Source organism: Streptomyces sp. AB3(2024) (genome assembly GCF_041862025.1).
Taxonomy (GTDB): Bacteria; Actinomycetota; Actinomycetes; order Streptomycetales; family Streptomycetaceae; genus Streptomyces.
Window position 1 is genome coordinate 26777 of the sequence record NZ_JBGWAB010000049.1, and the last position, 24655, is coordinate 51431.

At 72.7% G+C, this 24655-nt stretch carries 25 protein-coding genes and 1 pseudogene; 10 read left to right on the forward strand and 16 right to left on the reverse strand.

Annotation, left to right across the window (positions count from 1 at the left end):
- Positions 1-84 precede the first annotated feature (84 nt).
- The 5 genes from ACEPPI_RS20285 to galU all read right to left on the reverse strand — a co-directional run bounded on the left by ACEPPI_RS20285 (position 85) and on the right by galU (position 4160).
- Entirely contained in the window at positions 85-714 is a 630-nt protein-coding gene (locus ACEPPI_RS20285) for a GNAT family N-acetyltransferase (protein WP_373916647.1), read from the reverse strand.
- A gap of 17 nt (positions 715-731) precedes the next feature.
- A complete protein-coding gene (locus ACEPPI_RS20290; protein ID WP_266841709.1) occupies positions 732-1223 on the reverse strand; it encodes a MogA/MoaB family molybdenum cofactor biosynthesis protein in 492 nt (163 codons plus the stop codon).
- 128 nt (positions 1224-1351) lie between these two features.
- On the reverse strand, positions 1352-1831 hold the full coding sequence (gene moaC, locus ACEPPI_RS20295) for a cyclic pyranopterin monophosphate synthase MoaC (protein ID WP_266839546.1): 480 nt from the start codon (positions 1829-1831) through the stop codon (positions 1352-1354).
- A gap of 81 nt (positions 1832-1912) precedes the next feature.
- Positions 1913-3253, reverse strand: coding sequence for a gephyrin-like molybdotransferase Glp (gene glp, locus ACEPPI_RS20300; RefSeq protein WP_373916648.1), 1341 nt, complete (start codon positions 3251-3253; stop codon positions 1913-1915).
- Between the two features lie 4 nt (positions 3254-3257).
- The gene (gene galU / locus ACEPPI_RS20305) at positions 3258-4160 is read right to left on the reverse strand and encodes a UTP--glucose-1-phosphate uridylyltransferase GalU (protein ID WP_373916649.1); all 903 of its coding nucleotides are present in this window, start codon (positions 4158-4160) and stop codon (positions 3258-3260) included.
- Positions 4161-4253: 93 nt separating this feature from the next.
- Here galU and ACEPPI_RS20310 point away from each other — a divergent pair, with 93 nt between their 5' ends.
- Positions 4254-4853 carry a 5-formyltetrahydrofolate cyclo-ligase gene (locus ACEPPI_RS20310; RefSeq protein ID WP_373916650.1) on the forward strand — a complete coding sequence of 200 codons (600 nt, stop codon included), beginning with the start codon at positions 4254-4256 and terminating at the stop codon, positions 4851-4853.
- Between the two features lie 65 nt (positions 4854-4918).
- Here the strand turns inward: ACEPPI_RS20310 and ACEPPI_RS20315 are convergent, their stop codons facing one another.
- Positions 4919-7816 (reverse strand): penicillin acylase family protein, encoded by a 2898-nt coding sequence (locus ACEPPI_RS20315; protein WP_373916651.1) that lies wholly within the window; start codon positions 7814-7816, stop codon positions 4919-4921.
- Positions 7817-8105: 289 nt separating this feature from the next.
- On the opposite strand from ACEPPI_RS20315, the gene ACEPPI_RS20320 reads away from it, so the two are divergent.
- The 4 genes from ACEPPI_RS20320 (at position 8106) to ACEPPI_RS20335 (ending at position 12774) form a co-directional block, all read left to right on the forward strand.
- Entirely contained in the window at positions 8106-9566 is a 1461-nt protein-coding gene (locus ACEPPI_RS20320) for a potassium/proton antiporter (RefSeq protein WP_373916652.1), read from the forward strand.
- Positions 9567-10123: 557 nt separating this feature from the next.
- Positions 10124-11479 (forward strand): MFS transporter, encoded by a 1356-nt coding sequence (locus ACEPPI_RS20325; protein WP_373916653.1) that lies wholly within the window; start codon positions 10124-10126, stop codon positions 11477-11479.
- A gap of 67 nt (positions 11480-11546) precedes the next feature.
- On the forward strand, positions 11547-11858 hold the full coding sequence (locus ACEPPI_RS20330) for an FmdB family zinc ribbon protein (RefSeq protein ID WP_373916654.1): 312 nt from the start codon (positions 11547-11549) through the stop codon (positions 11856-11858).
- A gap of 82 nt (positions 11859-11940) precedes the next feature.
- Complete coding sequence (locus tag ACEPPI_RS20335) at positions 11941-12774, forward strand: S-methyl-5'-thioadenosine phosphorylase (RefSeq protein ID WP_373916655.1); 834 nt, start codon at positions 11941-11943, stop codon at positions 12772-12774.
- A gap of 71 nt (positions 12775-12845) precedes the next feature.
- On the opposite strand, the gene ACEPPI_RS20340 is transcribed toward ACEPPI_RS20335, so the two are convergent.
- A complete protein-coding gene (locus ACEPPI_RS20340; RefSeq protein WP_373916656.1) occupies positions 12846-13208 on the reverse strand; it encodes a DUF6086 family protein in 363 nt (120 codons plus the stop codon).
- A gap of 197 nt (positions 13209-13405) precedes the next feature.
- Here ACEPPI_RS20340 and ACEPPI_RS20345 point away from each other — a divergent pair, with 197 nt between their 5' ends.
- A complete protein-coding gene (locus ACEPPI_RS20345) occupies positions 13406-13954 on the forward strand; it encodes a hypothetical protein (RefSeq protein ID WP_373916657.1) in 549 nt (182 codons plus the stop codon).
- A 123-nt stretch (positions 13955-14077) separates the two neighbouring features.
- Complete coding sequence (mscL, locus tag ACEPPI_RS20350) at positions 14078-14578, forward strand: large conductance mechanosensitive channel protein MscL (RefSeq protein WP_373916658.1); 501 nt, start codon at positions 14078-14080, stop codon at positions 14576-14578.
- A gap of 13 nt (positions 14579-14591) precedes the next feature.
- Here the strand turns inward: mscL and ACEPPI_RS20355 are convergent, their stop codons facing one another.
- Both ACEPPI_RS20355 and ACEPPI_RS20360 read right to left on the reverse strand, forming a co-directional pair.
- Complete coding sequence (locus tag ACEPPI_RS20355; RefSeq protein ID WP_373916659.1) at positions 14592-14831, reverse strand: hypothetical protein; 240 nt, start codon at positions 14829-14831, stop codon at positions 14592-14594.
- A 37-nt stretch (positions 14832-14868) separates the two neighbouring features.
- Positions 14869-15135: a hypothetical protein gene (locus ACEPPI_RS20360; RefSeq protein ID WP_373916660.1), complete on the reverse strand. Its 267-nt coding sequence runs from the start codon at positions 15133-15135 to the stop codon at positions 14869-14871.
- 454 nt (positions 15136-15589) lie between these two features.
- Here ACEPPI_RS20360 and ACEPPI_RS20365 point away from each other — a divergent pair, with 454 nt between their 5' ends.
- Both ACEPPI_RS20365 and ACEPPI_RS20370 read left to right on the forward strand, forming a co-directional pair.
- Complete coding sequence (locus ACEPPI_RS20365) at positions 15590-16756, forward strand: low temperature requirement protein A (protein ID WP_373916661.1); 1167 nt, start codon at positions 15590-15592, stop codon at positions 16754-16756.
- Positions 16757-16901: 145 nt separating this feature from the next.
- Positions 16902-18167, forward strand: coding sequence for a cytochrome P450 (locus ACEPPI_RS20370; protein WP_373916662.1), 1266 nt, complete (start codon positions 16902-16904; stop codon positions 18165-18167).
- A 125-nt stretch (positions 18168-18292) separates the two neighbouring features.
- Here the strand turns inward: ACEPPI_RS20370 and ACEPPI_RS20375 are convergent, their stop codons facing one another.
- On the reverse strand, positions 18293-18787 hold the full coding sequence (locus ACEPPI_RS20375) for a DUF5949 family protein (protein WP_373916663.1): 495 nt from the start codon (positions 18785-18787) through the stop codon (positions 18293-18295).
- A 57-nt stretch (positions 18788-18844) separates the two neighbouring features.
- Positions 18845-19456, reverse strand: coding sequence for a DUF4352 domain-containing protein (locus tag ACEPPI_RS20380; protein WP_373916664.1), 612 nt, complete (start codon positions 19454-19456; stop codon positions 18845-18847).
- A 170-nt stretch (positions 19457-19626) separates the two neighbouring features.
- Between ACEPPI_RS20380 and ACEPPI_RS20385 the strand changes: the two genes are divergently transcribed.
- The gene (locus ACEPPI_RS20385) at positions 19627-20067 is read left to right on the forward strand and encodes a DUF6299 family protein (RefSeq protein WP_373916665.1); all 441 of its coding nucleotides are present in this window, start codon (positions 19627-19629) and stop codon (positions 20065-20067) included.
- 80 nt (positions 20068-20147) lie between these two features.
- On the opposite strand, the gene ACEPPI_RS20390 is transcribed toward ACEPPI_RS20385, so the two are convergent.
- From ACEPPI_RS20390 to ACEPPI_RS20410, 5 genes and pseudogenes are all read right to left on the reverse strand, one after another.
- Positions 20148-20315 carry a hypothetical protein gene (locus ACEPPI_RS20390; RefSeq protein WP_373916666.1) on the reverse strand — a complete coding sequence of 56 codons (168 nt, stop codon included), beginning with the start codon at positions 20313-20315 and terminating at the stop codon, positions 20148-20150.
- 85 nt (positions 20316-20400) lie between these two features.
- Positions 20401-22491, reverse strand: coding sequence for a SpoIIE family protein phosphatase (locus ACEPPI_RS20395; protein WP_373916667.1), 2091 nt, complete (start codon positions 22489-22491; stop codon positions 20401-20403).
- Between the two features lie 12 nt (positions 22492-22503).
- On the reverse strand, positions 22504-22803 hold the full coding sequence (locus tag ACEPPI_RS20400) for a hypothetical protein (protein WP_373916668.1): 300 nt from the start codon (positions 22801-22803) through the stop codon (positions 22504-22506).
- Positions 22804-22827: 24 nt separating this feature from the next.
- Positions 22828-24108: an NAD(P)-binding domain-containing protein gene (locus ACEPPI_RS20405; protein WP_373916669.1), complete on the reverse strand. Its 1281-nt coding sequence runs from the start codon at positions 24106-24108 to the stop codon at positions 22828-22830.
- A 31-nt stretch (positions 24109-24139) separates the two neighbouring features.
- Positions 24140-24655: pseudogene (locus tag ACEPPI_RS20410) on the reverse strand (hypothetical protein); the annotation flags it as partial.

The following is a 24655-nucleotide window of genomic DNA, read 5'->3' on the forward strand; positions in this document are numbered from 1 at the left end:
ATCCGGCTGATATCACGGACTTTTTTTGTGATTCTTCGGATCAGGTTATGGGCGAATCGGCCAGAAATTCGAACGCTTTTGCGATTACCTGATTTCGGGCGGCCCGGACGACGATCCCTGCGGCGGCTTCCGCCTGCGGTGCCAGCGGCCCACCAGCCCCTCCGGCACCTCCTCCACCGTCAGCGCGAAGACCAGATGGTCCCGCCACGCGCCGTCGATGTGCAGGTAGCGCGGCCTCATCCCCTCCTCGCGGAAGCCGAGCTTCTCCACGACCCGCCGGCTCGGCACGTTCTCCGGCCGGATGCACACCTCGATCCGGTGCAGCCCGACCTTCCCGAAGCAGTGGTCGACGGCCAGCGCGACCGCCGTCGGCATGACCCCGCGGCCCGCCACGTCCCGGTCCACCCAGTAGCCCACGTGGGCGGCGCACATCGACCCCCAGGTGATCCCGGCGACCGTCAGCTGTCCGGCCAGCCGTCCCTGGTACTCGATGACGAACGGCAGCATCCGGCCCGCGTTGGCCTCCGCCCGCAGGTGGCGGACCATCTGCCGGTACGTCGGCCGCTGGATGACCGGCCCCCACGGCGCGGGCGGCGGGATCGTGGCCTCCCAGGGGCGCAGCCAGTCGCGGTTGCGCCGGTTGACCTCGCGCCAGGCGCGCTGGTCCCGCAGCTTTATCGGCCGGAGCGTGACATCGCCGTCCGCCAGTACCACCGGCCAGGTGGGGCCGTTCAGCTCGGGCTCCCGGGCGTCGGCGCGGGTCTGGGGTGGTCGCCGCCGCGGAGCTGGTCCACGGCGTGCGGCAGGATCCGGGCCAGGACCGCGAGGCCGTCGCGCACCCCGCCCGTGGAGCCGGGCAGGTTGACGATCAGGGTGTGGCCCGCCACGCCCGCCAGGCCCCGCGACAGGGCGGCGGTCGGCACCTTCTCCAGGCCCTCGGCACGGATGGCCTGCGGGATCCCCGGGACCTCGTAGTCCAGCACGCGCGCGGTGGCGTCCGGGGTCCGGTCGGTCGGGGAGATGCCGGTGCCGCCGGTGGTCAGGATGACGTCGTACCCGGCGGCCACGCCCTCGCGCAGCGCCAGCTCCACCGGGTCGCCGTCCGGGACGACGCGCGGGCCGTCCACGGCGAAGCCGAGCCGCTCCAGGGCTTCGGCCAGCAGGGGGCCGCCCCGGTCCTCGTAGACGCCCCGGGAGGCGCGGTTCGAGGCGGTGACGACCAGCCCGCGCGGTGCGGGGGTCCCGGCGGCGGACGGGGCCGCCGCCCCGGGAGCCCCGGACGTCTCGCCGTGACCGTGGCTGTGGCTGTGGCTGTGGCTGTGGCTGTGGACCTCGCCGCCGCGGGGGGCGTTCACGCGCGGGTCCAGTCGCCGGACTTGCCGCCGGTCTTCTCCTCCACCCGGACGTCGGTGATGACCGCGCCCTTGTCGACGGCCTTCACCATGTCGATCACGGTGAGCCCGGCGACCGCGACCGCGGTCAGCGCCTCCATCTCGACGCCCGTACGGTCGGTGGTCTTGACGGTGGCGAGGATCTCCACGGCGTCGTCGGCGACCCTCAGGTCCACCGTCACCCCGGACACCGCCAGCGGATGGCACAGCGGGATCAGGTCCGGGGTCTTCTTGGCACCCATGATCCCCGCGATCCGCGCGGTGGCGAGGGCGTCGCCCTTCGGCACGCCCTCGCCGCGCAGCAGCTCGATCACCCGGGGCGATACGAGGACGCGTCCGCTGGCCCGGGCCGTCCGGGTGGTCACGTCCTTCGCCGAAACGTCCACCATCCGGGCCGCGCCGGCCTCGTCGATGTGCGTCAGCCTGCTCTGCGTACTCATGTCTGCGTGCCACTCCCGCTCCGGGCCCCCTGGAGCCCTGGGGCCTGTGTGGTGCAACACGCTACCCGCACCGGGCGGTGCTCAGCCGAGCAGGATGACTTCCAGCTCGGCCCCCGGCTCCACCGAGGTGACGTCCTCCGGCACCACCATCAGCGAGTCGGCGTGCGCCAGTGCGGCGATCAGGTGGGAGCCCGATCCGCCGACCGGGCTGACCGTCCCGCTCTCGGGGTCGTAGGTGCCGCGCAGGAACTGGCGGCGGGCGGCCGGCGAGCCGATCGGCCGGTCGGCCTTGAGCACGGCGCGCACGCTCGGCCGGCTGACCTCGGACGCGGGCAGGCCCATCAGCGTCCGGATGGCGGGACGCACGAACAGTTCGAAGGAGACGTAGGAGGACACCGGGTTGCCGGGGAGGGCCAGCAGCGGGGTGTGGTCGGGGCCGACCGTGCCGAAGCCCTGCGGCTTCCCGGGCTGCATGGCGAGCTTGCGGAAGTCGACGCGTCCCGCCTCCACGGCCTCGTCGCCCGCCGAGACGGAGGTCAGCGCCTCCTTGACCACGTCGTACGCGCCGACGCTGACCCCGCCCGTGGTGACGAGGAGATCGGCCCGGATCAGCTGGTCCTCGATGACGGCGCGCAGGGTCTCGGCGTCGTCGGCGACCGCGCCGACCCGGTAGGCGATGGCGCCGGCGTCGCGGGCGGCGGCGGCGAGGGCGAAGCTGTTGGAGTCGTAGATGGTCCCGGCGGCCAGCGCCTCACCCGGTTGGACCAGCTCGCTGCCGGTGGACAGGACCACCACCCGGGGGCGCGGCCGCACCCGTACGGTGCCGCGGCCGATGGCGGCCAGCAGGGCGATCTGCGGCGGGCCGAGGACGGTGCCGGCGGCCAGGGCCAGGTCGCCGGCCTGTACGTCGCTCCCGCGCGAGCGCACGTGCGCCCGCGCCTCTGCGGCCCGGTGGACCCGTACCTCGCCGCCCGCGCCCTCGGGCGCGGCGCTGGCCGGGGTCATCCCGGCGGCTGCGCCGCCGCCCGTGCCGCCGTCGGTCCACTCGACCGGCACGACGGCCTCGGCGCCGGGCGGCAGCGGGGCTCCGGTCATGATGCGGGCCGCTTGTCCGGGGCCGACGGTGGGCAGTTCACCGCTGCCCGCCGCGACGTCGCCGATGACGGCGAGCACCGCGGGGAACTCCTCGCTCGCACCCTGGACGTCGGCCACACGGACGGCGTACCCGTCCATGGAGCTGTTGTCGAAGGGCGGGAGGGCGACGGGCACGGTGACGTCCTCGACCAGGACGCAGCCCTGGGCGTCGAGCAGCTGGAGTTCGAGGGGCTCCAGCGGCCGGACGGTGGCGAGGACGTCCGCGAGGTGCTCGTCCACCGACCACAGACGGTGCGGCGCGGTGTCCTGCGGTGCGGAACTGCTCACGTTCCTACATCTCCTCCGTGACGTAACGGTGAAGCCAGGTGCGGAACTCCGGGCCCAGGTCCTCACGTTCGCACGCGAGTCGCACGATGGCCCGCAGGTAGTCCCCGCGGTCCCCGGTGTCGTAGCGGCGGCCGCGGAAGACCACGCCGTGCACCGGGCCGCCCACGCTCTCGTCGGCGGCCAGCTTCTGCAGGGCGTCGGTGAGCTGGATCTCCCCGCCGCGGCCCGGCTCGGTCTCCCGCAGTATGCCGAAGATCGCGGGGTTGAGGACATACCGTCCGATGACCGCGAAGTTGCTGGGGGCCTCGGAGGCGTCCGGCTTCTCGACGAGTCCGGTGACGCGGACGACGTCCGGCTCGCCGGTCGGCTCGACGGCGGCGCAGCCGTAGAGGTGCACGCTGGACGGGTCGACCTCCATCAGCGCGATGACGGTGCCGCCGGTGCGCGCGTGGATGTCGACCATCTGGCGCAGGAGGGGGTCGCGCGGGTCGATGAGGTCGTCGCCGAGCAGGACGGCGAAGGGCTCGCTGCCGACGTGCGGCTCGGCGCAGAGGACGGCGTGTCCCAGGCCGCGCGGGTCGCCCTGGCGGACGTAGTGCATGGTGGCCAGGTCGCTGGACTCCTGGACCTTCTTCAGCCGGTCGTCGTCGCCCTTGGCGATGAGGGCCGACTCCAGCTCGTAGTTGCGGTCGAAGTGGTCTTCGAGGGGCCGCTTGTTACGTCCTGTGATCATGAGGACGTCGTCCAGGCCGGCCGAGACGGCCTCCTCGACCACGTACTGGATGGCCGGCTTGTCCACGACCGGGAGCATTTCCTTCGGGGTCGCCTTGGTCGCCGGGAGGAACCGAGTGCCGAGGCCCGCGGCCGGGATGACGGCCTTCTTGATCACGGGGTGCGACTGAGTCATGGGCAGAACGATAGTGGGTCGCGCCGAACACCCGCCCAGATTCCGGTAATTATGTCCTGATATACACCTATAGCAAAGGTATGTGACCTCATAGTGACGGAGCACCCGGCCGAGAAGGCCGCCCTCCGGCGGCAACTGCTCGCCGCCCGCCGCACCCTGTCCCCCGAGGCGCGCGGCACGGCCGCCCGCGCGCTCGCCCGCTCCGCCCTCACCCTGCCCGAGCTGGCCGGTGCGCGCACGGTGGCCGCGTACGTCTCGGTCGGCGCGGAACCCGGCACCCACGAGCTGCTCGACGCGCTGCGGGCGGCCGGCAAGCGGGTGCTGCTGCCCCTGCTGCTGCCCGACAACGACCTCGACTGGGCCGCCTACGAGGGGCCCGGGAGCCTCGCCGAGGCCGCGCACCCCGGGAAGATGCGCCTGCTGGAACCCTCCGGGCCGGCGCTCGGCCCCGAGGCCGTCACGGCCGCCGACGCCGTCCTGCTGCCCGGCCTGGCGGTCGACGGACGCGGGATGCGGCTCGGGCGCGGCGGGGGCTCCTACGACCGGGTGCTGGCCCGGCTGGAACGCGCCGGGACGCACCCGGCGCTGGTGGTGCTCCTCTACGACGAAGAGGTGGTCGCGCGGGTCCCGGAGGAACCGCACGACCACCCCGTCCGGGCGGTCGCCACCCCGTCGGGGGTGGTGCGCTTCTGAGGCCTCGGCCCCGGGGCTCCGGCTCTCGGCCTTCCGCCCCGGGCTTCGGCGTTACCGCCTCGGCGTCACGGCTTCAGCGTCAGCGTGTCGACCGTCGACTTGTCGACAGCCTCCTTGCCGAAGGGCCAGTCCAGCAGTTCACCCTTGGCCCACATCGTCGTCTGGTCCGTGTACGTGGAGGCGTACGCGTGCCCCGAGGCGCCGGTCAGGTTGATCCAGCGGGACTTGTCCAGGTCGTTGAGGTTCACGACCATCCGCATCGACGGCACCCAGGTGACCCCGTACCCGCTGGAGGCGTTCCAGCCGGTCGCGTTGACGGTGGCCTCGCCGCCGCCCAGGTTCCACGGGCCGCGGTTGAGGAGCCACCGCATGAAGCCGGGGCCCTCGGTACCGATCGTCTGGTTCTTCAGGTTCAGCTGGTGCAGCCGGCCCCAGCTCCAGGTCGACTGGTCCTTGCCGAGCTTGGCCGTCAGCTCCCAGCGCGCGTCGTTCATGGCGCGGGCGAAGAGCTGGTCACGGGTGGTCGTCGCCGGCTTGGTGAGCGTCTTGGGCGAGGACCACCAGGGCGACTTCTCGTCCTTGACCAAGCGGCGCACCACCTCGAACCACCGGTCGCCGCCGTCCGGCTGCGCCGAGTCGGGGCCGCGGGTGCCGCACTCGCGGACCGTCTTGGTGAGGTCGTCGTTGGGACCGCCGCTCTCCTGGACGTTGGCGCAGCTGCCCTCGATCCGCAGCTCCTTGGGCATCTTGTCGCCGAAGGACAGCTTGAGGATGTTGCGCCAGACCGCGTTGAAGTACGCGGCCGCCGCCGAGTCGTTCTCCTGCGTGTAGTTCCAGCCTTCGAGCAGCTTCTGCGCCGAGCGCACGTCCGGGTCCGAGACCTGGATCTTGGCCAGCATCGGGGTCAGCAGCGCGGCGATCTCGCTGCTGTTGTCCATCTGCATGGCGCGCATGTCGTCGGTCGAGATCTTGCCGCTGTCCTTGATCTTCGCCTCGATGAGGTCGTTGATCCGCTGGCTGCGGGCGCCGTAGCCCCAGTCCGTGGTCAGCACGTACGGGTACTTGCCGGCGCCGGTCTCGGTGACGGCCTGGTTGGCGGTGACGATGTAGCCGCGGGCCGGGTTGAGCTCCCAGGGCATCTCGTTCTGCGGGATGTAGCCCGCGTTGCCGTCCTTGCCGCCCTTCCAGGCGAACTTCGGGTCCCAGCCGGGGGCCGGCATGCGGCCGTCGCCCTGGCCCCGCATCGGGATGCGGCCCGGGGCCTGGTAGCCGATGTTGCCGTTGGCGCCCTTGTTGTCGGCGTAGATCAGGTTCTGCGAGGGGACCTCGAAGTCGGCCGCGGCTGCCCGGAAGCTGGCGAAGTCCTTGGCGCGGTCGATCTTGAACACCGCGTCCATCGACTTGCCGGGGTCCAGGGCGGTCCAGCGCAGGGCGACGGCGTAGCCGTTGCCGCGGTCGGGGGCGGAGGTGGGGACGGGGGCGCGGACGCCCACGGTCTCCAGCTCGTCGCTGCGGTCGGAGATCAGCGGTCCGTTGTTGGTGGTCCGGACGGTGATCTTCTTGCTCTTGCCGCCCGCGACCTTGATGACCTCTTCACGGGTGGTGAAGGGGAGCACCTTGTTGTCGTAGACGTAGCCGTCGGGCTTGACCTGCTCCAGGTAGAGGTCGGTCACGTCGGCGCCGAGGTTGGTCATGCCCCAGGCGATGTCGGCGTTGTGGCCGATGACCACGCCGGGCATGCCCGAGAAGGTGTAGCCGGCCACGTCGTACTGGCACTGGGGCGAGACGGCGCGGCAGTGCAGGCCCATCTGGTACCAGACCGAGGGCAGCTGCGGGGAGAGGTGCGGGTCGTTCGCGAGGAGCGGCTTGCCGGTCGTCGTGTACTTGCCACCGATGACCCAGGAGTTGGATCCGATGCCGCTGCCGTTGGGGCCGAGGATGGCCGGGATCTCGTCCAGGGTCTTGGAGAGCGAGGTCAGCTGCGTGCGCAGGCCGACCGTGGCGCCCTGGGCGGTGGCGTTGCCGGCGAGGCCGGTGCTGCCGCCGTTGGGGGTGGCCTGCGAGCCGGTGCCGGTGCCCGTGCCCGTGCCGGTACCCGTACCGGTGCCCGTCGTACCCGTACCCGTACCCGTACCCGTGCCGGTCGATCCGGTGCCGGTGCCGGTGCCGGTACCTGTTCCGGTGCCGGTGCCCGGGGTCCCCTGGGGGACGTACTTGCCGCCCGCGACCGTGCCGCCCTCGACTATCGGCTTGTTCCGGTCGAAGGGGTACGGCGGGTAGAGCTCGTCGATCTGGGCCTGCGAGAGCGTGTTCGCCATCAGCGAGCGGTCGATCTCGTCCTGCATGTTGCCGCGCAGGTCCCAGGCCATGGCCTTGAGCCAGGCCACCGAGTCCACCGGCGTCCACTGCTCCGGCTTGTAGTCGTCGGTCAGCTTGAGGGCGGCGTGCTCGACGGAGAGGTCCTTGCCGGACTTCCCCTTCAGGTACGCGTTGACCCCGTCGGCGTAGGCCTGGAGGTACTTTTTGGTCTCCGGCGAGAGCTTGGTGTCGTACTCGGCCTGGGCGACCTGGCGCCAGCCCAGCGTGCGCAGGAAGGCGTCGGTCTCCACCTGGCCGGCCCCGAACATCTCGGAGAGCCGGCCGGAGGTCATGTGACGGCGTACGTCCATCTCCCAGAACCGGTCCTGCGCGTGGACGAAGCCCTGTGCGCGGAAGAGGTCCTCGTCGTTGTCGGCGTAGAGCTGCGGAATCCCGTGCTCGTCGCGCTTGACGTCGACGGTCCCGGTCAGACCGGGGACCTTGAGGGAGCCGGTGGTCTGCGGGAAGGAGGCGCGCACGGTGTCCACGCTCCAGTACGCGCCGTAGCCGATTGCCGCCAAGAGCACCAGGACCAAGACGAGCACGAGCAGGCGTGCGCGTCGTCCCTTCTTCTTGACGGAAGGTCCGGATTCATTGGCGGGCATCGCTGTCCTTAGAGGGGCAGGGTGGTCCTGGGATTGCTGGGAGCAACCATAGGCGCAGGACCATGTCCGTTGATCCGCCAGGGGTCGAGGTCATGAGGACAGGGCCGAACAGGCGTTTCACAATGTGACTATCGCGTCAAGGAATCGTCAAATATTAGGTAAGGTAACGAAGTAACTTGCCGGACGCGCCTCCGGAAGGAACGATCCGCCGCTCCGTCAGGCGCACTGAGGAAAGGGCCGCCCGCTGACTGTCCACACGCTCAACGAGCTCCTGCTGGTCTGCTCGCTCGTGCTGCTCGTCGCGGTAGCGGCGGTACGCATCTCCTCACGCAGCGGCCTCCCCAGCCTGCTCATCTACCTCGGCATAGGCATAGCGATAGGCCAGGACGGCATAGGCAACGTCGTATTCGACAATGCCGAGCTGACGCAGGTCATCGGCTACGCCGCACTCGTCGTGATCCTCGCCGAGGGTGGTCTGGGCACCAAGTGGAAAGAGATCAGACCCGCGCTGCCGGCCGCGATCGTGCTGTCGCTGGTCGGCGTCGCGGTCAGCGTGGGCGTCACGGCGGCGGGCGCGCACTATCTGGTCGGGCTGGAGTGGCGCCAGGCCCTGCTGATCGGCGCGGTCGTCTCCTCGACCGACGCGGCGGCCGTCTTCTCCGTCCTGCGGAAGGTCCCGCTCCCCTCGCGGGTGACGGGCGTGCTGGAGGCCGAGTCCGGATTCAACGACGCTCCCGTCGTGATCCTGGTGGTGGCCTTCGCGACGGTCGGACCGGTGGACGACTGGTACGTCCTGATCGGCAAGATCGCGCTGGAGCTGGCGATCGGCGCCGCGATCGGCCTGACGGTGGGCTTCCTGGGGGCGTACGGCCTGCGGCACGTGGCACTGCCCGCCTCCGGCCTGTACCCGATCGCGGTGATGGCGATAGCCGTGGCGGCGTACGCCGCCGGCGCGATGGCGCACGGCTCCGGCTTCCTGGCGGTGTACCTGGCGGCCATGGTGCTCGGGAACGCGAAGCTGCCGCACTGGCCGGCCACCCGCGGGTTCGCGGACGGGCTCGGCTGGATCGCGCAGATCGGCATGTTCGTGCTGCTGGGCCTGCTGGTCACCCCGCACGAGCTGGCGAGCGACTTCTGGCCCGCTGTGATCATCGGACTGGTGCTGACGATGGTGGCGCGGCCCCTGGAGGTGTTCGTCAGCCTCCTGCCCTTCCGGATCCCGTGGCAGGAGCAGGCCCTGATGTCATGGGCGGGCCTGCGCGGCGCCGTCCCCATCATCCTGGCGACCATCCCGATGGTGACCGGCATCGAGGGCAGCGACCGGGTCTTCAACATCGTCTTCGTGCTCGTCGTCGTCTACACCCTGGTCCAGGGCCCGACCCTGCCGTGGCTGGCGCGCAAGCTGGAGCTCGGCGACACGGACGAGGCGGCGGCCGACCTCGGGATCGAGTCGGCACCGCTGGAGAAGCTGCGCGGGCACCTGCTGTCCTTCGCGATCCCGCCCGCCTCGCGCATGCACGGGGTCGAGGTCGGCGAGCTGCGACTGCCGGCGGGGGCGTCGGTGACGCTGGTGGTCCGGGACGCGAAGAGCTTCGTACCGGCGCCGTCGACCGTACTGCGGCGCGGGGACGAGCTGCTGGTGGTGGCCACGGATCCGGTTCGCGACGCGGCGGAGGCCCGGCTGCGGGCGGTGGCGCGCGGCGGCAAGCTGGCGGGGTGGCTGGGCACCGGGGGCGGAACGTCGTTGTGACGGCGGCCGGCGGACGGCGGCGTCCGCCGGCACTCCCGGCACTCCCGGCACCGCCGGCGCTCTTCGACGCTCGTCCGCGTTTGTCGACATTCTCCGACCGCCGCCCGCACGGTCACCCGCGGTGGGCCGGCGGCGATTTTCGGTGACGGAGGGTGACGCAGGGGTGGTCGAGGTGAACACTCCGCTATAGAGCGCTGCTCTAAACTGGCCAGTTTCAGTGGCGTATGACCTTCTTCGCCCCCATTTCACGGGCGCTGGAATGCGAAGCTCCAGTTAATCGCAGGTGAAGACACGAGTTGCCAGAGAAATCACAGGGTGTGGTAGCGGATTCCCCTGTACGATGAAGGCACACCAGATCGAACCAACTCTGCCTGACGCAGAGCTGGCGCGACCGCAAAGCGGCCGTGGCACCCTCTCGCAGTGGGCGCCCAGGTATCACTCGGTTCTGCGCAAGAGGACAGCTCTCGGGGCTCCCACATGTACGGGTGCGGTCGCTCACAAGGCGGCACACCGTCCGCAGACGGGGACGCTCTACCAGGCAGCGGAAAGGCCAGGCCGTGACATCCGCGGTCACGACCGACAAGTCCGCCACGTCCACCCGCCCCGGCTACGGGCAGCTGCTGCGCACGCCCGGCGCCCTCGGCTTCGTCCTCCCCGGCTTCGCCGCCCGTCTGCCGTTCGGCATGCTGACGATCAGCATCCTGCTGCTCGTCCGGCACGCCACCGGCTCCTACGGCGACGCCGGCATCGTCGCCGCCGTCACCGGCGTCTCCATGGCCCTCTCCGCGCCGGTCATGGGCAAGTTCACCGACCGCCGCGGCCAGAGCGCCGTCCTCGTGCCGGTCGTCCTCGTTCACGCCGCCGCGGTCTCCGCTCTGACCGCGCTGGCCCTCCTCGGCGCCCCGCTGTGGGCGCTCGCGCTGGCCGCCGTCCCGGCCGGCGCATCCGTCCCGCAGGTCGGGCCCATGGTCCGCTCCCGCTGGGCGGCCAAGCTCGAAGGATCCCCACTGCTGCCGACCGCGGCCGCGTTCGAGTCCGTCACCGACGAGTTCACCTTCGTCGTCGGACCCGTGCTCGCCACCGCCCTGTGCACCGGCATCCACCCGGCGGCCGGCCTGGCCACCGAGGCGGCCCTGACCCTGCTCGGCGGCCTCTTCTTCGCCGCGCAGCGCGCCACGGAGCCGAAGCCGGCCCCGGTCCCGGCCGGCGGCCACAAGCACGCCTCCGCGCTGTCCTTCCCGGGCCTGCGCGTCCTGATCGTCGCCTTCATCGGCATCGGCGCCGTCTTCGGCGGCATGCAGGTCTCGCTCGCCGCCTTCTCCAACGAGATCGGCAACCCGGGCGCCAACGGCCTGCTGTACGGCATCTTCGCGGCCGGCAACATGACCGCCGGCATCGCGATGGGCGCCATCGCCTGGAAGATCGGCCCGCGCCGCCGCCTGATCCTCGGCTACATCGGCCTCACCGCCGCCGCGTCCGTCCTGTGGGCCGCCCACTCGATGATCCTGCTGGGCGCCCTCGGCCTGGTCGTCGGCCTGTGCATCGCCCCTGCGCTGATCACCGGCTACACCATGATCGAGCAGCTGATCCCGGCCGCCTCGCGCACCGAGGCCTTCACCTGGCTGACCGGCGCGGTCGCCTTCGGCCAGGCCGGCGCCGTGACCCTGGCCGGCCGTCTGACGGACGCGCACGGGTCCTCGTACGGCTTCCTGGTGCCGCTGGTGGCCACCGCGCTCGCACTGGTCACCCTGCTGGCCCTGCGGGCGAAGCTGGCGCCCCCGGCCGCGAGCCGGATCGTGAACGCGTCCGCTCCCGCCGCCCCGGTGACCCCTGCTGCAACCCCCGCGCCGGCCGCCCGTGACCGGGTGAACGAGCGTGGCATCGGTCACCGCCAGCCTGTGACGGTGGACTGATCCGCCGGAATACGTCACCATGGAGCGTCGTTAGCACTCATTGAGTCAGAGTGCCAGGAGGAAATTCGTGCCGACCTACCAGTACCAGTGCACCGAGTGCGGTGAGGGCCTTGAGGCCGTGCAGAAGTTCACCGATGACGCACTGACCGTGTGCCCGAGCTGCGACGGACGCCTGAAGAAGGTGTTCTCCGCGGTCGGCATCGTCTTCAAGGGTTCCGGTTTCTACCGGAACGACAGCCGTGGCGCTTCGTCGAGCAGCACGCCCGCCTCGAAGCCGTCGTCCTCGACGACGACCACCGCCGCGCCTGCCGCCGCTTCGTCCTCCTCGACGTCGTCGTCCGGCACCGGCAGCAGCGCCGGCTCCACGTCCGCCGCCTGACCCGTACGCCTTTCTTTTTCCGTAAGGCCCCGTCGCCCTCCTGGGCGGCGGGGCCTTACGCGTGCCCGGTTAGGGTGGCGCCATGGTCAACGCAGAGATCGGTGTCATCGGCGGCTCGGGCTTCTACTCCTTCCTGGACGACGTCTCGGAAATCCAGGTGGAGACCCCGTACGGGCCCCCCAGCGACTCCCTGTACCTGGGCGAGCTGGCCGGGCGGCAGGTCGCCTTCCTGCCCCGGCACGGGCGCAGCCACACCGTGCCCCCGCACAAGATCAACTACCGGGCCAACCTGTGGGCACTGCGCTCGGTCGGCGTCCGCCAGGTGCTGGGCCCGTGCGCGGTGGGCGGCCTGCGGGCCGAGTACGGGCCGGGCACGCTGCTCGTCCCGGACCAGCTGGTCGACCGTACGAAGTCGCGCGCCCAGACCTTCTTCGACGGGGAGCCGCTGCCCGACGGCAGCGTCCCCAACGTCGTGCACACGACCTTCGCCGACCCGTACTGCCCCGCCGGTCGCACGGTGGCGCTCGAAGCGGCGCGGGGGCGCGGCTGGGAGCCGGTGGACGGCGGCACGATGGCCGTCATAGAGGGACCCCGCTTCTCCACGCGGGCGGAATCACGCTGGCACGCGGCGGCGGGCTGGTCGGTGGTCGGCATGACCGGGCACCCGGAGGCGGTCCTCGCCCGCGAGCTGGGACTCTGCTACACCTCGATGGCCCTGGTCACCGACCTGGACGCGGGTGCCGAGACGGGCGAGGGCGTCTCCCACACGGAGGTCCTCAAGGTGTTCGGCGAGAACGTCGGCCGGCTGCGCGAGGTCCTCTTCGACGCCGTCGCGGCCCTCCCGCCGACCGCGTCCCGCTCCTGCCTGTGCACCCACGCCCACGACGGCTGGGACCTCGGCATCGAGCTCCCGTAGCCGCTCTCACCCCGACCGCGACCGCACGTTCCTCCGGCCGCCTTCGCCCGCCCGGCTCAGCCGTGCCCGGCTCAGCCGCACACGGCCGGCCGCACCCCGCGGACGAGCTCGCGGAGCCGGTCCGCCCGGTCCCCCTCCCCGAGGGGGAGGGGGATCCGGGCACGCGCGGCCAAGGCCGCGACGACAGCGGCGAACCCTTCGGACAGCGCGGCGGCGACGGGATGGCTGCCGCGCAGGTACCGGTCCACGAGTTCCTCGGCGAACCGGGCGAGCCCCACGGGGTCGACCTCGCTGTCGTCGGCCTCCATGGGCCCGATCCCGGAGGGGATCCCCAGTTCCCGCTCGAAGGCGGCCACCTGCGCGAGGAAGAGCCGGGACACTCCTGTCGCCGGGTTCCAGAGCACCTCGTCGCCCATGTTGTAGTACTGGCTCATGCCTCGATGATCGCGTACGGGGGGTTGCCGCCCCGGCGTCGGGGCGGCAGCCCGGGCCGCCCGTGAGGGTGACGGGGTTGTCCACAACCTGGGGACCGTCCACAGGCCGGCGCGGGATCGGGCGGAACGGCGGATCGTGAGGGGGTCCGGGCGCTGGACCCGGACACCGGATCCCGATCGGCTCGGCGGTGCCCACCATGTCCAGGACCTCTTCCCGTCCTCCTTGTCCTCCCTGTTCACCCTCCTCCCCTCCCCGCGTCCCCTCGTCCTCCACGTGTCCCCCCGCACGCCCTGTTCCCCCCTTCCCCCCGCTCCGTGTGGGCCGGGCCGGGGGCCGGCTGCGTCGTGCGGTGCGGCGGCGCAGGCGGGCCACCGCGGCCGGGCTGGCCGTCGTGGCGGCGGCCCTGGCGGTGGGCGGGGCGCAGGCCCGTGCCTCCCGGGGCGCGGCCCCGCCCGTGGTGAAACCGCCGGCGGCGGTGGTACGCCTGGTGTCGGCGCCCGTGCGCATCGCGGACGCGGCGACGGTGCGGCTGCTGCGCCCCGGGGACCGGGTGGACGTGGTCGCGGCCGAGCGCACCGGCCCGCCCCGTGTGGTGGCGGCCGGAGCCCGGGTCACCGAGGTGCCCGAGCCGGAGAAGGGCGTCGGGGACGGCGGCGCGCTCGTGGTGCTGTCCGTCCCCCGGGACACCGCTCGGGCCCTGGTGGGGGCGGGCGCGGTGGCGCGGCTGGCGGTGACGTTGTGCTGATTCGCACGTACGCCCAGTCAAGTCACCTTGATGTGGAGCTCGATTGGACACTGCGGGTCCGGACTGCCGTAACTTTCGGAACAGTTGACTCCGAATTCAGCGGTTCCAGAGAAAGGCTCAGTGGTGGGCGAGAAGAAAAAGGAGAGCGTGCTGGTGGGCTTCAAGGCCTTCCTGATGCGCGGCAACGTGGTGGACCTGGCGGTGGCCGTGGTCATCGGCGCCGCGTTCACGAACATCGTGAACTCGATCGTGAAGGGCATCATCAGCCCGCTCGTGGGCGCCATCGGCACCAAAAGCCTGGATGTCTACACCTCGTGCCTGAAGGGTCCCTGTGGCATCGACGCGAAGGGCGATCCGATCGGCGTCAACATCCTGTGGGGATCGGTCCTCAACGCCGCACTGACCTTCCTGATCACCGCGGCGGTCGTCTACTTCCTGATGGTCCTGCCGATGGCGAAGTACCTCGCCCGGCAGGAGGCGCGCCGCAAGGCCAAGGAGGGGGTGCAGGAGACCATGGAGATCACCGAGCTGGAAGTCCTCAAGGAGATCCGCGACACCCTGGTGGCGCAGCGGGGCTCGAACGGCGGCAGCGGCCAGGCTCCGGGAGCACGGGACGCCTTCTGACCGCTCGGGCGGATCAGATGTGGTGCGGGGGCTTCTCGTCGAGGAAGCGGGCCAGGTCGGCCGCGCTTCCGCCGGCGGGCGGTCGCTCGCCCCAGCCACGGTCGGTGTCGTCGGACGACTGCTGGTCCAGCGGGTCGTCGAAGATCAGCCGGGGGCGCGGCCTGGGAGCCGGTGTCGACGACGCCGGTGCCGGGGCCGGCGGAGGCGTCGCGGCGGACTCGGGCAGCGGGTCGGGGGCGGCGGAGGTGCTCATGCGTCCAGGGTACGGCGGACCCCGCCGCCCGCCCGGTTCAGCCGGGAGCCTCGGCGCCCTTGCGGGCGTGGAACCACCGGCACACGGCGAGGCAGGTCGGGTGGAAGCCGATGAAGATCCACAGCGCGGTGGTGACGGCCATGACGGCGAACATCGCGGGGATGAGGAAGAAGCCGTAGGCGGCGGTGGCGGAGGAGAAGCCGGTGACGGCGCCCGCCTCCGTCCCGGACTGCTTCTGCGCGGCCGCCTGCGCCTCGGTGCCCTGGCCCTCGGCTTGGCGCGTGTGCTGATCCCGGAAGATCACCGGGATCCGCCGGTCAGGGCGCCGGAGCCCCCGTACGGCCTGCGAGTGGGGGCCGAGGCGGTCACCGCGGCCGGGGCGGGGTCCTCCCGTCCCGGGTCCGCCGGTGGGGAGGCGGACCGTGCGGGCCGGCCGGGGCGCCGGACCGGCGGGCCGGCGGGACGGCGAGGGCCCGGGCCGGCGGGCCGCAGGGGTGCTGGGCCGCCGGACCGGCACGCCGACGGGTGCCGGGCCGCCGGACCGGCACGCCGACGGGGTGGCGGGCTGCCGGGTTGCCGGAGTGCGACCGTGAGCCCGGCCTCGGGGCTCGGGCCGGCGGCGGCGTACCCGGCGTCGGCCGGGCGCCGTCGGATCGTTCGGATGGTGCTGGGCCGCTACGAGTCCGCCCGGGGTACCCGGGAGGTGCGGGCCGCGCGCCTCGCCTGTCAGGCCGCCGGGCACTGCTGTGCTGGGCGGTATGACGTACGTACCGATGACCGCGCGCAGCCGCGACGAGGACCACCGGGCGGCGACCCCGCTGGAGCTGTTCTTCGATCTCTGTTTCGTCGTCGCGATCGCCCAGGCCGGTCAGTGTCTGGTGCACTCGCTGGCGGAGGGCCATCCGGGGAGCGGGGTGATCGGGTACTTCTTCGTCTTCTTCGGGGTGTGGTGGGCGTGGATGAACTTCACGTGGTTCGCGTCGGCCTACGACTGTGACGACGTGCCGTACCGGATCGCGACGCTCGTGCAGATCGCCGGTGTGCTGGTCTACGCGGCGGGGGTGAGCCGTGCCTTCAACGAGAACGACTGGACGGTGGCCGTCATCGGCTACCTGATCATGCGGGTGGCGTTGACGGCTCAGTGGCTGCGGGCGGCGTCCGGGGAGAGCGGTCCGGCCCGTACGGCGGCGCTGAAGTACGCGGCGGGGCTGGTGTTGTGCCAGGCGGGGTGGGTGGCGCTGCTGTTCGCCCCGGACGCGTCCAAGCGGTGGCTGTTCCTGGTGCTGGTGGCGGCGGAACTGTTGGTTCCGGTGCTGGCCGAGCGCGGGCACCAGACGCCGTGGCACGCGCACCACATCGCGGAGCGGTACGGGCTGTTCACCATCATCGTGCTCGGCGAGACGATCGCCGCGAGCACGGTGGCAGTGAAGTCGGCGCTCGACGAACACGAGGCCCTGGGCGAGCTGCTGCCGATCGCCGCGGGCGGGCTGTTGATCGTGTTCGCCGCGTGGTGGATCTACTTCGCGGTGCCGATGCACGAGCGGCTGACGTCCAACCGTCAGGCGATCCCGTGGGGTTACGGCCATCTGCTGATCTTCGCGTCGGGTGCGGCGATCGGTGCGGGCATCGAGGTCGCGGTGGAGCACGCGGTGGGCCAGGCCCACATTTCACAGGTGGCCGCGAACGCCGCCGTCACCGTCCCGACGGCGCTGTTCCTGATGATGGTGTGGTTGCTGCACTCCCGGCACTTCAAGCGAGGTCTCGCCCAGCAGCTGGTGCTGCCGGTGTCCGCCGTGGTGATCCTCGCGTGCACATGGACGGGTGAGTACGCGGTGTTCTACGCGGGACTGGTCGCGACGGCGACCGTGGCGGTGGGCCAGACCCTCTCGGTCCGGGGCGGGTCGCGGGCGGCCGTCACAGTCTGAGGTCCGGGGCTCCCGGGAGGCGCCGGCCGTGGGGCCGTCACTCCCGTGCCCGTGGATCCGTTCTGCAGCACGGCGCACCGCGTACGGCACGCCACGCATCACGCGGTGCACGTCACCCATCACGGCGACAGGAAGAGACGGCCCCATGACACTCCCCCCGCAACGGCACAGCAGCGCGACCGGTCCCGGAGCGGAACTGGCCGAGCCGGGTTTCTGGCAGCTTCCACCGGACCGGCGCCTGGCCGCCTTCGCGCGCCTGCGCGCGCTGCCGTCCCCGGTGTTCGTCCCGGAGGGGGCCGGCCATTGGGCGCTCGTCCGGCACGCGGACGTGCAGGAGGCGAGCCGGCTGCCCAAGGTGTTCGCCAGCGCGCCCGGGGTCACCACGCCGGAGCCGGCCCGGTGGGTGCGGGCGCTGTTCGGGGACTCGATGGTCAACCTGGACGGTCCGGACCACGCGCAGCTGCGCAAGATCGTGCAGCGGGCCTTCACGCCCCGTCTGCTGGCCGCCGCCGAGGAGGACATCCACGCGGTGGCGGCGCGGATCGTGGACGACGTGCTGGAGGGGCGGCCGGACGAGTTCGTGTCGGCGGTGGCCTCCCGGCTGCCGCTGGAGGTCATCTGCAACACGATGGGCATCCCGGAGCGCTACCGGGCGGAGATCGCGGACCGGGTCAACCACGCTTCGGAGAACATCGGGGTGGAGCGGGGCCTGGCGTCGCGGCTGCGGATGCCGGGGCGTGGGCTGCGGGCGCTGGCGCGGATGCAGCGGATGGTCGCCGGGATCGGGCGGGAGCGGCGCAGGCACCCCACCGACGACCTGATCTCGGCGCTGGTCTGCGCGAACGTCGACGGTCAGGCGCTCGGGGCCCGTCAACTGGGGGCGTTCTTCAGTCTGCTGATGGTGGCGGGGGTGGAGACGACCCGCAACGCCATCACCCACGGGCTGACGCTGCTGACCGACTTCCCGGAACAACGGGACCTGTTGCTCTCGGACTTCGAGAAGTACGCGGACGGCGCGGTGGACGAGATGATCCGGCACTCGACTCCGATCATCCAGTTCCGCCGGACGGTGGCGGCCGAACACACCCTGGGCGGGCACCTGTTCCGGCCCGGCGACAAGGTGGTGCTGTACTACGCATCCGCCAACCGTGACGAGGCGGTCTTCCCCGATCCGGACGCCTTCGACATCACCCGCTCCCCCAACCCCCATCTGGGTTTCGGGGGCGGCGGTCCGCACTTCTGCCTGGGCGCGCACCTGGCCCGGGTGGAGATGAAGGCGCTCTTCCGCGAGCTGCTGACGCGTCCGGTGGGGCTGCGCGCGGTGGGGCTGCCCGATCTGGCGGGGTCCAGCTTCGACAACCGGGTGCGTTCACTGCGGTTCGCCTTCGAGTGTCCCCGCACCGGGGTGTGACGGCGGGCCGGGAGGACCGGCCACCGGGCGGCGGGGGGACCGGCCGCGAGGCGGGGGGACCGGCCGCCAAGGGGGGACCGGCCGCCGGGCGGGCTGGGGGCCCGGCGGCCGGAGCGCGGCCCCGCCTACTGCTGGAGGCTCTGCACCGTCAGGACGCAGTGGGCGCTGCTGGTCAGCACTTCCTCGTCGCCGGCGAAGGCCTGCAGGAGCTCGGGGGTGACCGGCTTGCCGGGGACGGCCTCGGGCCAGGCGCGCGTGGCGAAGAGGAAGTACGCCTGCCCGCTCTCGCCGGCGGCGGCGACCCATTCGTCGGGGGCGGTGCAGGTCGCGTTCAGGCCCGGCAGGGTCAGGGCGACCTGGTTGCCCGCGAGGAGGATCTGCACGGCGAAGGTGCGCGGGTTGCGGGTGCCGTCCATGACGACGTCGCCGATGGGCAGGCCGATCTCCTCCAGCAGTCCGCGCGCGGCCCTCTCGCCCGCCTCCCGGCCCTGCGGGCCGTCGCCGAGGGTGTAGGCGAGGAGGTACGGGATGTCGTGCCCTTCGGAGGGGTCACCGATCCAGGCGAGCACGGACAGGGTGCCGAGGTGGGACCGGTCGATTTCGGCTTGCGTTGAAGTCATGCGCCGCACCTTAGTGCTCTGGAACCGGGCCCTTTCACGGCCTTTCACCCGGGCGGGCTAGACCGACCAGAAACCCCCTCCGGAATTCGCCCGGATGTTCGCGTCCTGATACTGCAGCCGCACAATGCGCGTGTTTTCCGGGATTTCGAACACCACCCATCCCTCGGCCCGCTCACCGACCGCGAGGGAATCGAAGACGAGTGGTTTGCCGGTGGTCAGTTCACCGGTGCGCACGGTCGGGTAGCGCTTTCCCGCGCCGTCGTACGCCCACATGCGCCCGAGGGGACCGTACGAGGCGCCGCCGACGTTGACGAACGACATCGAGGCGGCCGCCCAGCGCTTCCCGGCGGGGGGCGCGTAGTTCGGCTCCACGCTGAGCGCGGGGTCCACGTAGGCGGCGAGCACGGCCTGGAGGTGCCGCCCCACCTCGCGCCCCTGCACCCGTACGGAGTCACCCACATGGGCATCCTTCGCGGCGGCCCCGTCCGCGCCGCGGGCCGGCGCCCCGGGCTCCTCGTCGGTACCGGGCGCCCCGTCGTCGACCGGGACGGCGGGCGCGGCGGCGGGGGCGAGTGCGGCACCCTCGGGGGCGCTCTGGCAGGCGGTGGCGCCGAACAGCAGGACGGGCAGGAGGGTGGCGGCGGCGAGGACGACGGTGGGCTGGCGCATACGGGGACCCCTTCGGGGATCTTCGGTGCGGGGATGTATTTCGGCCAGTCTCACGCGCCCGAGCGGGCAATTGCACACACCGACACGGGTATGCGGTGCGCGTTTGCCCCCGACTGCCAGCACAATGCGTTCCGGCGGAATCCCGTCATCCACCCCCACCTGGAGGAAGAATGCGTACGCCTGCCCGCCGAATGGCCTTCTCCGCCTTCTCCGCACTGGCCGCGACCGCTTTGTTCGCGGCGCCCGCCGCCGCCACCGTCTTTCAGCAGGCCGTCGTCGTCAGCGCGGACGCGCAGATCGCCCGGGACGGTGCGATCACCCTTCACGGGGCCTACCGGTGCGAGACCGCGTCCCCCGGCGGGGCCACGCAGGTCAGGGTGACCGTCGCCCAGAAGGACTCGGGCAGGCTCAGCATCGGGACCGGTGTCGTCTGCGACGGTGCGCCGCACGAGTGGAAGGTGCGGGCGCCGCAGTTCGGCGCCGGCCTGCACCCGGGTCGCGCGGTGGCGACGGCGGAGCTCCAGGAGGTGCACCTGCACGGCCTGATGCCGAAGGCGGTCGACACGGTCGCCGTGGACAGCCGGGACATCGAGATCCACGAGCAGCACTGAGAACGCGGCCACCCGCCGCCGGCCGGCGGCATCCGGCTCCGGCGCGGCCGACGCCCGGAACCCGCGGGCGCGGCGGCGGGTCAGCGGCATTCGGGTGCGACGCCCGTCATCGACATGAACGCGACCGTCTGGCACCCCGGGTCCGCGTGGGGCCGTCCCGTCGTCCAGTCCACGGCCTTCGGCACCCCGGCCGCCAGCAGCAGCACCGCGAGGAGGCCCGTGACGGCGCCCCTGCTCAGGCGGCGCACGGCACGGCCCGAAGCAAAACCTTCCGTTTCATGGCCGCATCATCACCCCGCACCCGGCATCCCACAACCCGGAGTGAGCGTCCGCTCACGGCGTGCCGCGCGGGGTGGCACGGGCGTCGAACTCGCACCAGACGGCCTTCCCGTCGCCCCGGGACTCGACCCCCCAGTGCGTGGCCAGGGCGTCGACCAGCAGCAGCCCGCGCCCCGTGGTGGCCGCCTCGCCCGGGGTGCGGCGGCGGGGCCAGACGCTGGAGCGGTCCTTGACCCACAGCCGGATCCGCCGCACGGGTTCGGGCAGCACCTCCATGGTCAGCACCGCCCCGCCGTCGGTGTGCAGGAGGGCGTTGACCAGCAGCTCCCCCGCCGCCAGCTCGACGTCGTCGGCCAGCTCGGCCATGCCCCAGTCGCGCAGGGCCTGCCGCAGGGCGTAGCGGGCCTCGGAGAGCCCCTCCGGGTCGGCCTGGTGGATGTACTGGTGGATGCGCGGGGCCCGGTGGGTGCCGGGGTCGGGGGCGCGGCGCAGCACGAGCAGGGCCACGTCGTCGCCGGAGCCCCAGCGTTCCCAGAGCCGGTCGGAGAGGTGGTCGGCGAGGGCTCCGGCGTCCTGGGGTCCGCTGCGCACGGCGTGGGCGAGGGCTTCCATGCCCTGGGTGATGGCGGTGCCGGGTTCCTCGACGAGCCCGTCGGTGCACAGGACGAGGATCTCGCCGGGCACCAGGTCGAGGCGGGTCTCGGGGAACTCCTCCTGTTCGAAGGCGGAGGCCAGCCCCAGCGGCAGGCCGCCGCGTACGTTGGGCCAGCCGGTGCGGCCGTCGGTGTGCCGGATGAGCGGGCCGAGGTGGCCTGCGCGGGCCGCCCGTACACCGCCGGTTTCCAGGTCCACCTGTGCGTACATGCAGGTGGCGAAGCGTTCGGTGTCGAGTTCGGCGAGGAAGCGGGAGGCGCGGGCCAGGACGGTGGAGGGGGAGTGTCCCTCGCCGGCGTAGGCGCGCAGGGCGATGCGCAGCTGGCCCATGATGGCCGCGGCGTGCGTGTCGTGGCCCTGGACGTCGCCGACGACGATCCCGACCCGGTCGCGGGGCAGGGAGATCACGTCGTACCAGTCGCCGCCGACCTCGCGTCCGCTCCAGGCGGAGTGGTAGCGCACGGCGATCTCCCCGCCGGTGATGTCGGGGATCCGGCGCGGCAGCATGGCGGCCTGGAGGCCGGTGGCGAATTCGCGTTCCTGGTCGAAGAGGAGGGCCCGTTGCAGGGACTGGGCGACGATGCCGGCGAGGCCGAGGCAGAGGTTCTGTTCCTCCGGGCTGAACTCGTTGCGCCGCCGGTAGAAGAGCACGAGTCCGCCGATGGCCTTGGCCTGGGCGATGAGCGGGAGGTAGGCGGCGGCGTCGTAGCGGATCCGGTTGAGGTAGTCGGCGAGCAGCGGGAACTCGGCGGCCAGCTCGGTGAGCGAGGTGACGAATCGTGCCTGCCTGGTGAGCACGGCCTGCGACAGCGGCAGCGATCCGTCCAGGCGGGTGAACCTGCGTTCGCTGAGGATCTCCAGGGACTCCCCGCTCAGCGCGATGATCTTGATGGTGCCGTTCTCGACGAGGCCCAGCGCGAGCCCGTCGGCGCCGAGCCGTTCCAGGGCGCCGGCGCCGGTCAGGGCGGCCGTCACGTCGTCGACGGTGACGGCGCGCGACAGTGCCTCGGTGGTGCGCTGCACGATGGCGGCCTGCTGGATGCGGGCGTTCTCCAGTTTGCGCAGCACGGTGGCGTGGGCGAGCTCGGCGGTGGCGTCGCGCACGATGGCGACGATGCGCAGCGGATGCCCGTCGGGGTCGCGCAGCACCCGGCCCTGGATGTGGGTCCACTGGTCGCGGCCGTCGCGCCGGCGCACCGTGAAGTACGAGCCGTAGGTCTCGCCGCCGCCGTCCAGGACGCCTGCCACGGTGTCCTGGAGCCGTGCCGAGTCGTCGGCGGGGATCCGCAGCCCGAGGCCGTCGGGGGTGTGGTCGAACTCCTGCGGCTCCAGGTCGAAGACGGCCAGGCCGGCCTCGTCGATGGTGACGGTCCCGGCGTCGAGGTGCCATTCGAAGCTGCCCATGCCGTTGAGCGCGAGCCGCTCGCCGGGGCCCGTCAGCGGGCCGGGGGTGCCGTCCCGTCCGGGTCTGTCACGCTCCGCCGCTGCCACGGGTCACACCACCTAACGGCCGGGCCAGCACGGCTGGGAGATGAGTCGCTCCCACTCCTCGTCAGGATGCCCCGGGAGGGTGCGTCCGGCCTCCCGCCAGCGCTTGAGGAGGGCGAGGTAGATGGCGGCCGGATCGGCGGGGGCGAAGCCCCCGGGGGGGCCGGGGGGGCCGGAGGGGCCCGGTGGTCTGCCGGCGGCGGACGCGTGCCGGCCGTACGGTGTGCCGGCGGCGGCTCCGGCCGGGGAGTGTTCCCCGCGGCTGGCGGGGATGCGCACCCAGCCACGGCCGCCCTGTGCTCGCTCCGCGCCCATCGCGGGACCCCTCTCCGGTGGATCTCAGCGTAGATACGTTTTCGGATGCCCGGCGGTGGCCCGGTCCGGGCCGGCGCCGTCGGTGGTGCCGGTGAGCGGGCCCCGGGCGCCGAGGCGGCCCAGGACTCCCTTCACCAGTCTCCCCGCCGTGAAGCCCGCGCCGTGTACGAATCGCATGGAAGGTCCGAACGAGGGAGCGGTCAGCAGCCCCGCGAAGAACAGTCCGGGCCAGGATGACTCGAAGCCGGGGCTGAGCTCGGGGGTCCCGCCGTCGCCGACGGTCGCCAGGGCCGCGCGCAGTCCCGCGTCGAGCAGTTCCAGCCGGGCCAGGTCGGGGGCGAAGCCGGTGGCGGCGATGACGTGCGCGGTGTCCAGTACGACGGACTCCCCGGCCGCCGTGGTCAGCCCGAGCCGGGTCCGGCCGCCGGCCACGGGCACGGCCCGGTGCAGCCGGTGTCCCAGCAGCGTCGGCACCCGCCGTTCGAAGCGCTCCCGCAGCCACCAGGCCCCGGCGGGCCCCAGGGCGGTGGCGGCGATCCGCTCCCGGGTGGGGCCGGGCAGCCGCCGCACCGCCCAGGGCAGCTCCGACCACACCCAGCTGCGCCAGCCGGTGCCGAGGCCGCTGTGCGGGTCGCGCAGGGCGCGCAGCAGGGGCCGGTCCAGGGGCTGCGGGACGGTGTTCCAGTTCAGCCGGGAGCGCCGGGCCACCAGGCAGGGCCGGGCACCCGCCTCCGCGAGGAGCGCGGCGGTCTCCAGGGCTGCCTGCCCGGCGCCGAGGACGGCCACCTCCCGTCCGGCGAAGCGGGACAGGTCGCTGTGGCCGGTGCTGTGCGAGCAGTGGCCCTGGGGCAGGTCGCGCAGTGCTCGCGGGTACCGGGTGAAGGGCATCACCCCGACCGCGAGGGCCACGGTGCGGGCGGGGCGGGGCGGGCCGCCGGCGGTGTGGACGAGGAAGCCGTCGCCGTGCGGGGTGACCTCGGTGACGGTGTCCTCCTCCACCTCGGGCAGCCCCGCGTGGCGGGCGAACCAGAGCCCGTAGGCGCTGAAGGTGCCGATGGGCAGCGGGCTGCCGTGTTCCGCGGTCAGACCGCGGGTGGCGCAGTACTCGGCGAGGGTGTGGCGGCCTCCGGGCGCGGAGAGGTTGGAGGACCAGGGCTCCGACTTGAGGTACATGCCCTCGGGCATGTGGTCCCGCCAGGACGCCATGGGGCGTCCCACGACGCGCACCCCGAGTCCGGCCGCAGCCGCGTGCGCGGCGATCGACAGCCCGTACGGGCCCGCGCCGATCACCACGAGATCGTCCATCCGCCTCACGGCCGTTCCTCCAGCTCCTCGGTTACCGGGTGACCAGTTCGTCCGGCTCCGCCGGGGCCTCCGGCGGGGTCCGGCGGGCCGGGGGCGCCGGCCGTTCGCCCCCGCGCTGCCGGGGCGCCCGCACCGCGCGGGCTCCGCGGCGCCCCTGTTCGGGTACGCCGCGCAGGGCGCGGGCCCCCTTGCCGAGGCCGCGGCCCAGGAAGGCCCCGAGCATCGCCAGGAACGGCCCGAGGTCGTCGGCGGCGAACCAGGCCGCCTCCACTCGGCCCCGCCGTTCCCGCGGGGGCGCCACCCGGACCGGACCGGGCCGCCGCCCGGCGGGCGGGGCGGCGGGCGGGGCGGCGGACGGGGTGGGCGGGGTGGGCGGGTCCTGGGCCCCGTCGGGCGGACCCGCCGCAGGGGCCGGGCCCCCGCCGTGCGGGGTCCGCGCCACCGGGTCCGGTTCCGGTTCCGGGCGGCGGACGGCGGGCAGGACGGGGCCCGCCTCCGCCGTGCGCCGGCCGCCGGGCGGGACGGGGCCGGGCACCCCGGGCAGAGA

Coding starts and splice junctions, on each gene's coding strand:
- ACEPPI_RS20335 (WP_373916655.1), top strand. CDS start 11,941: ATGGTCAACGCAGAGATCGGTGTCATCGGCGGCTCGGGCTTCTACTCC.
- ACEPPI_RS20355 (WP_373916659.1), bottom strand. CDS start 14,831: ATGAGCACCTCCGCCGCCCCCGACCCGCTGCCCGAGTCCGCCGCGACG.
- ACEPPI_RS20340 (WP_373916656.1), bottom strand. CDS start 13,208: ATGAGCCAGTACTACAACATGGGCGACGAGGTGCTCTGGAACCCGGCG.
- moaC (WP_266839546.1), bottom strand. CDS start 1,831: ATGAGTACGCAGAGCAGGCTGACGCACATCGACGAGGCCGGCGCGGCC.
- ACEPPI_RS20400 (WP_373916668.1), bottom strand. CDS start 22,803: ATGGGCGCGGAGCGAGCACAGGGCGGCCGTGGCTGGGTGCGCATCCCC.
- ACEPPI_RS20380 (WP_373916664.1), bottom strand. CDS start 19,456: ATGCGCCAGCCCACCGTCGTCCTCGCCGCCGCCACCCTCCTGCCCGTC.
- galU (WP_373916649.1), bottom strand. CDS start 4,160: ATGACTCAGTCGCACCCCGTGATCAAGAAGGCCGTCATCCCGGCCGCG.
- ACEPPI_RS20370 (WP_373916662.1), top strand. CDS start 16,902: ATGACACTCCCCCCGCAACGGCACAGCAGCGCGACCGGTCCCGGAGCG.
- ACEPPI_RS20375 (WP_373916663.1), bottom strand. CDS start 18,787: ATGACTTCAACGCAAGCCGAAATCGACCGGTCCCACCTCGGCACCCTG.
- ACEPPI_RS20315 (WP_373916651.1), bottom strand. CDS start 7,816: ATGCCCGCCAATGAATCCGGACCTTCCGTCAAGAAGAAGGGACGACGC.
- ACEPPI_RS20405 (WP_373916669.1), bottom strand. CDS start 24,108: ATGGACGATCTCGTGGTGATCGGCGCGGGCCCGTACGGGCTGTCGATC.
- ACEPPI_RS20345 (WP_373916657.1), top strand. CDS start 13,406: ATGTCCAGGACCTCTTCCCGTCCTCCTTGTCCTCCCTGTTCACCCTCC.
- ACEPPI_RS20385 (WP_373916665.1), top strand. CDS start 19,627: ATGCGTACGCCTGCCCGCCGAATGGCCTTCTCCGCCTTCTCCGCACTG.
- ACEPPI_RS20365 (WP_373916661.1), top strand. CDS start 15,590: ATGACGTACGTACCGATGACCGCGCGCAGCCGCGACGAGGACCACCGG.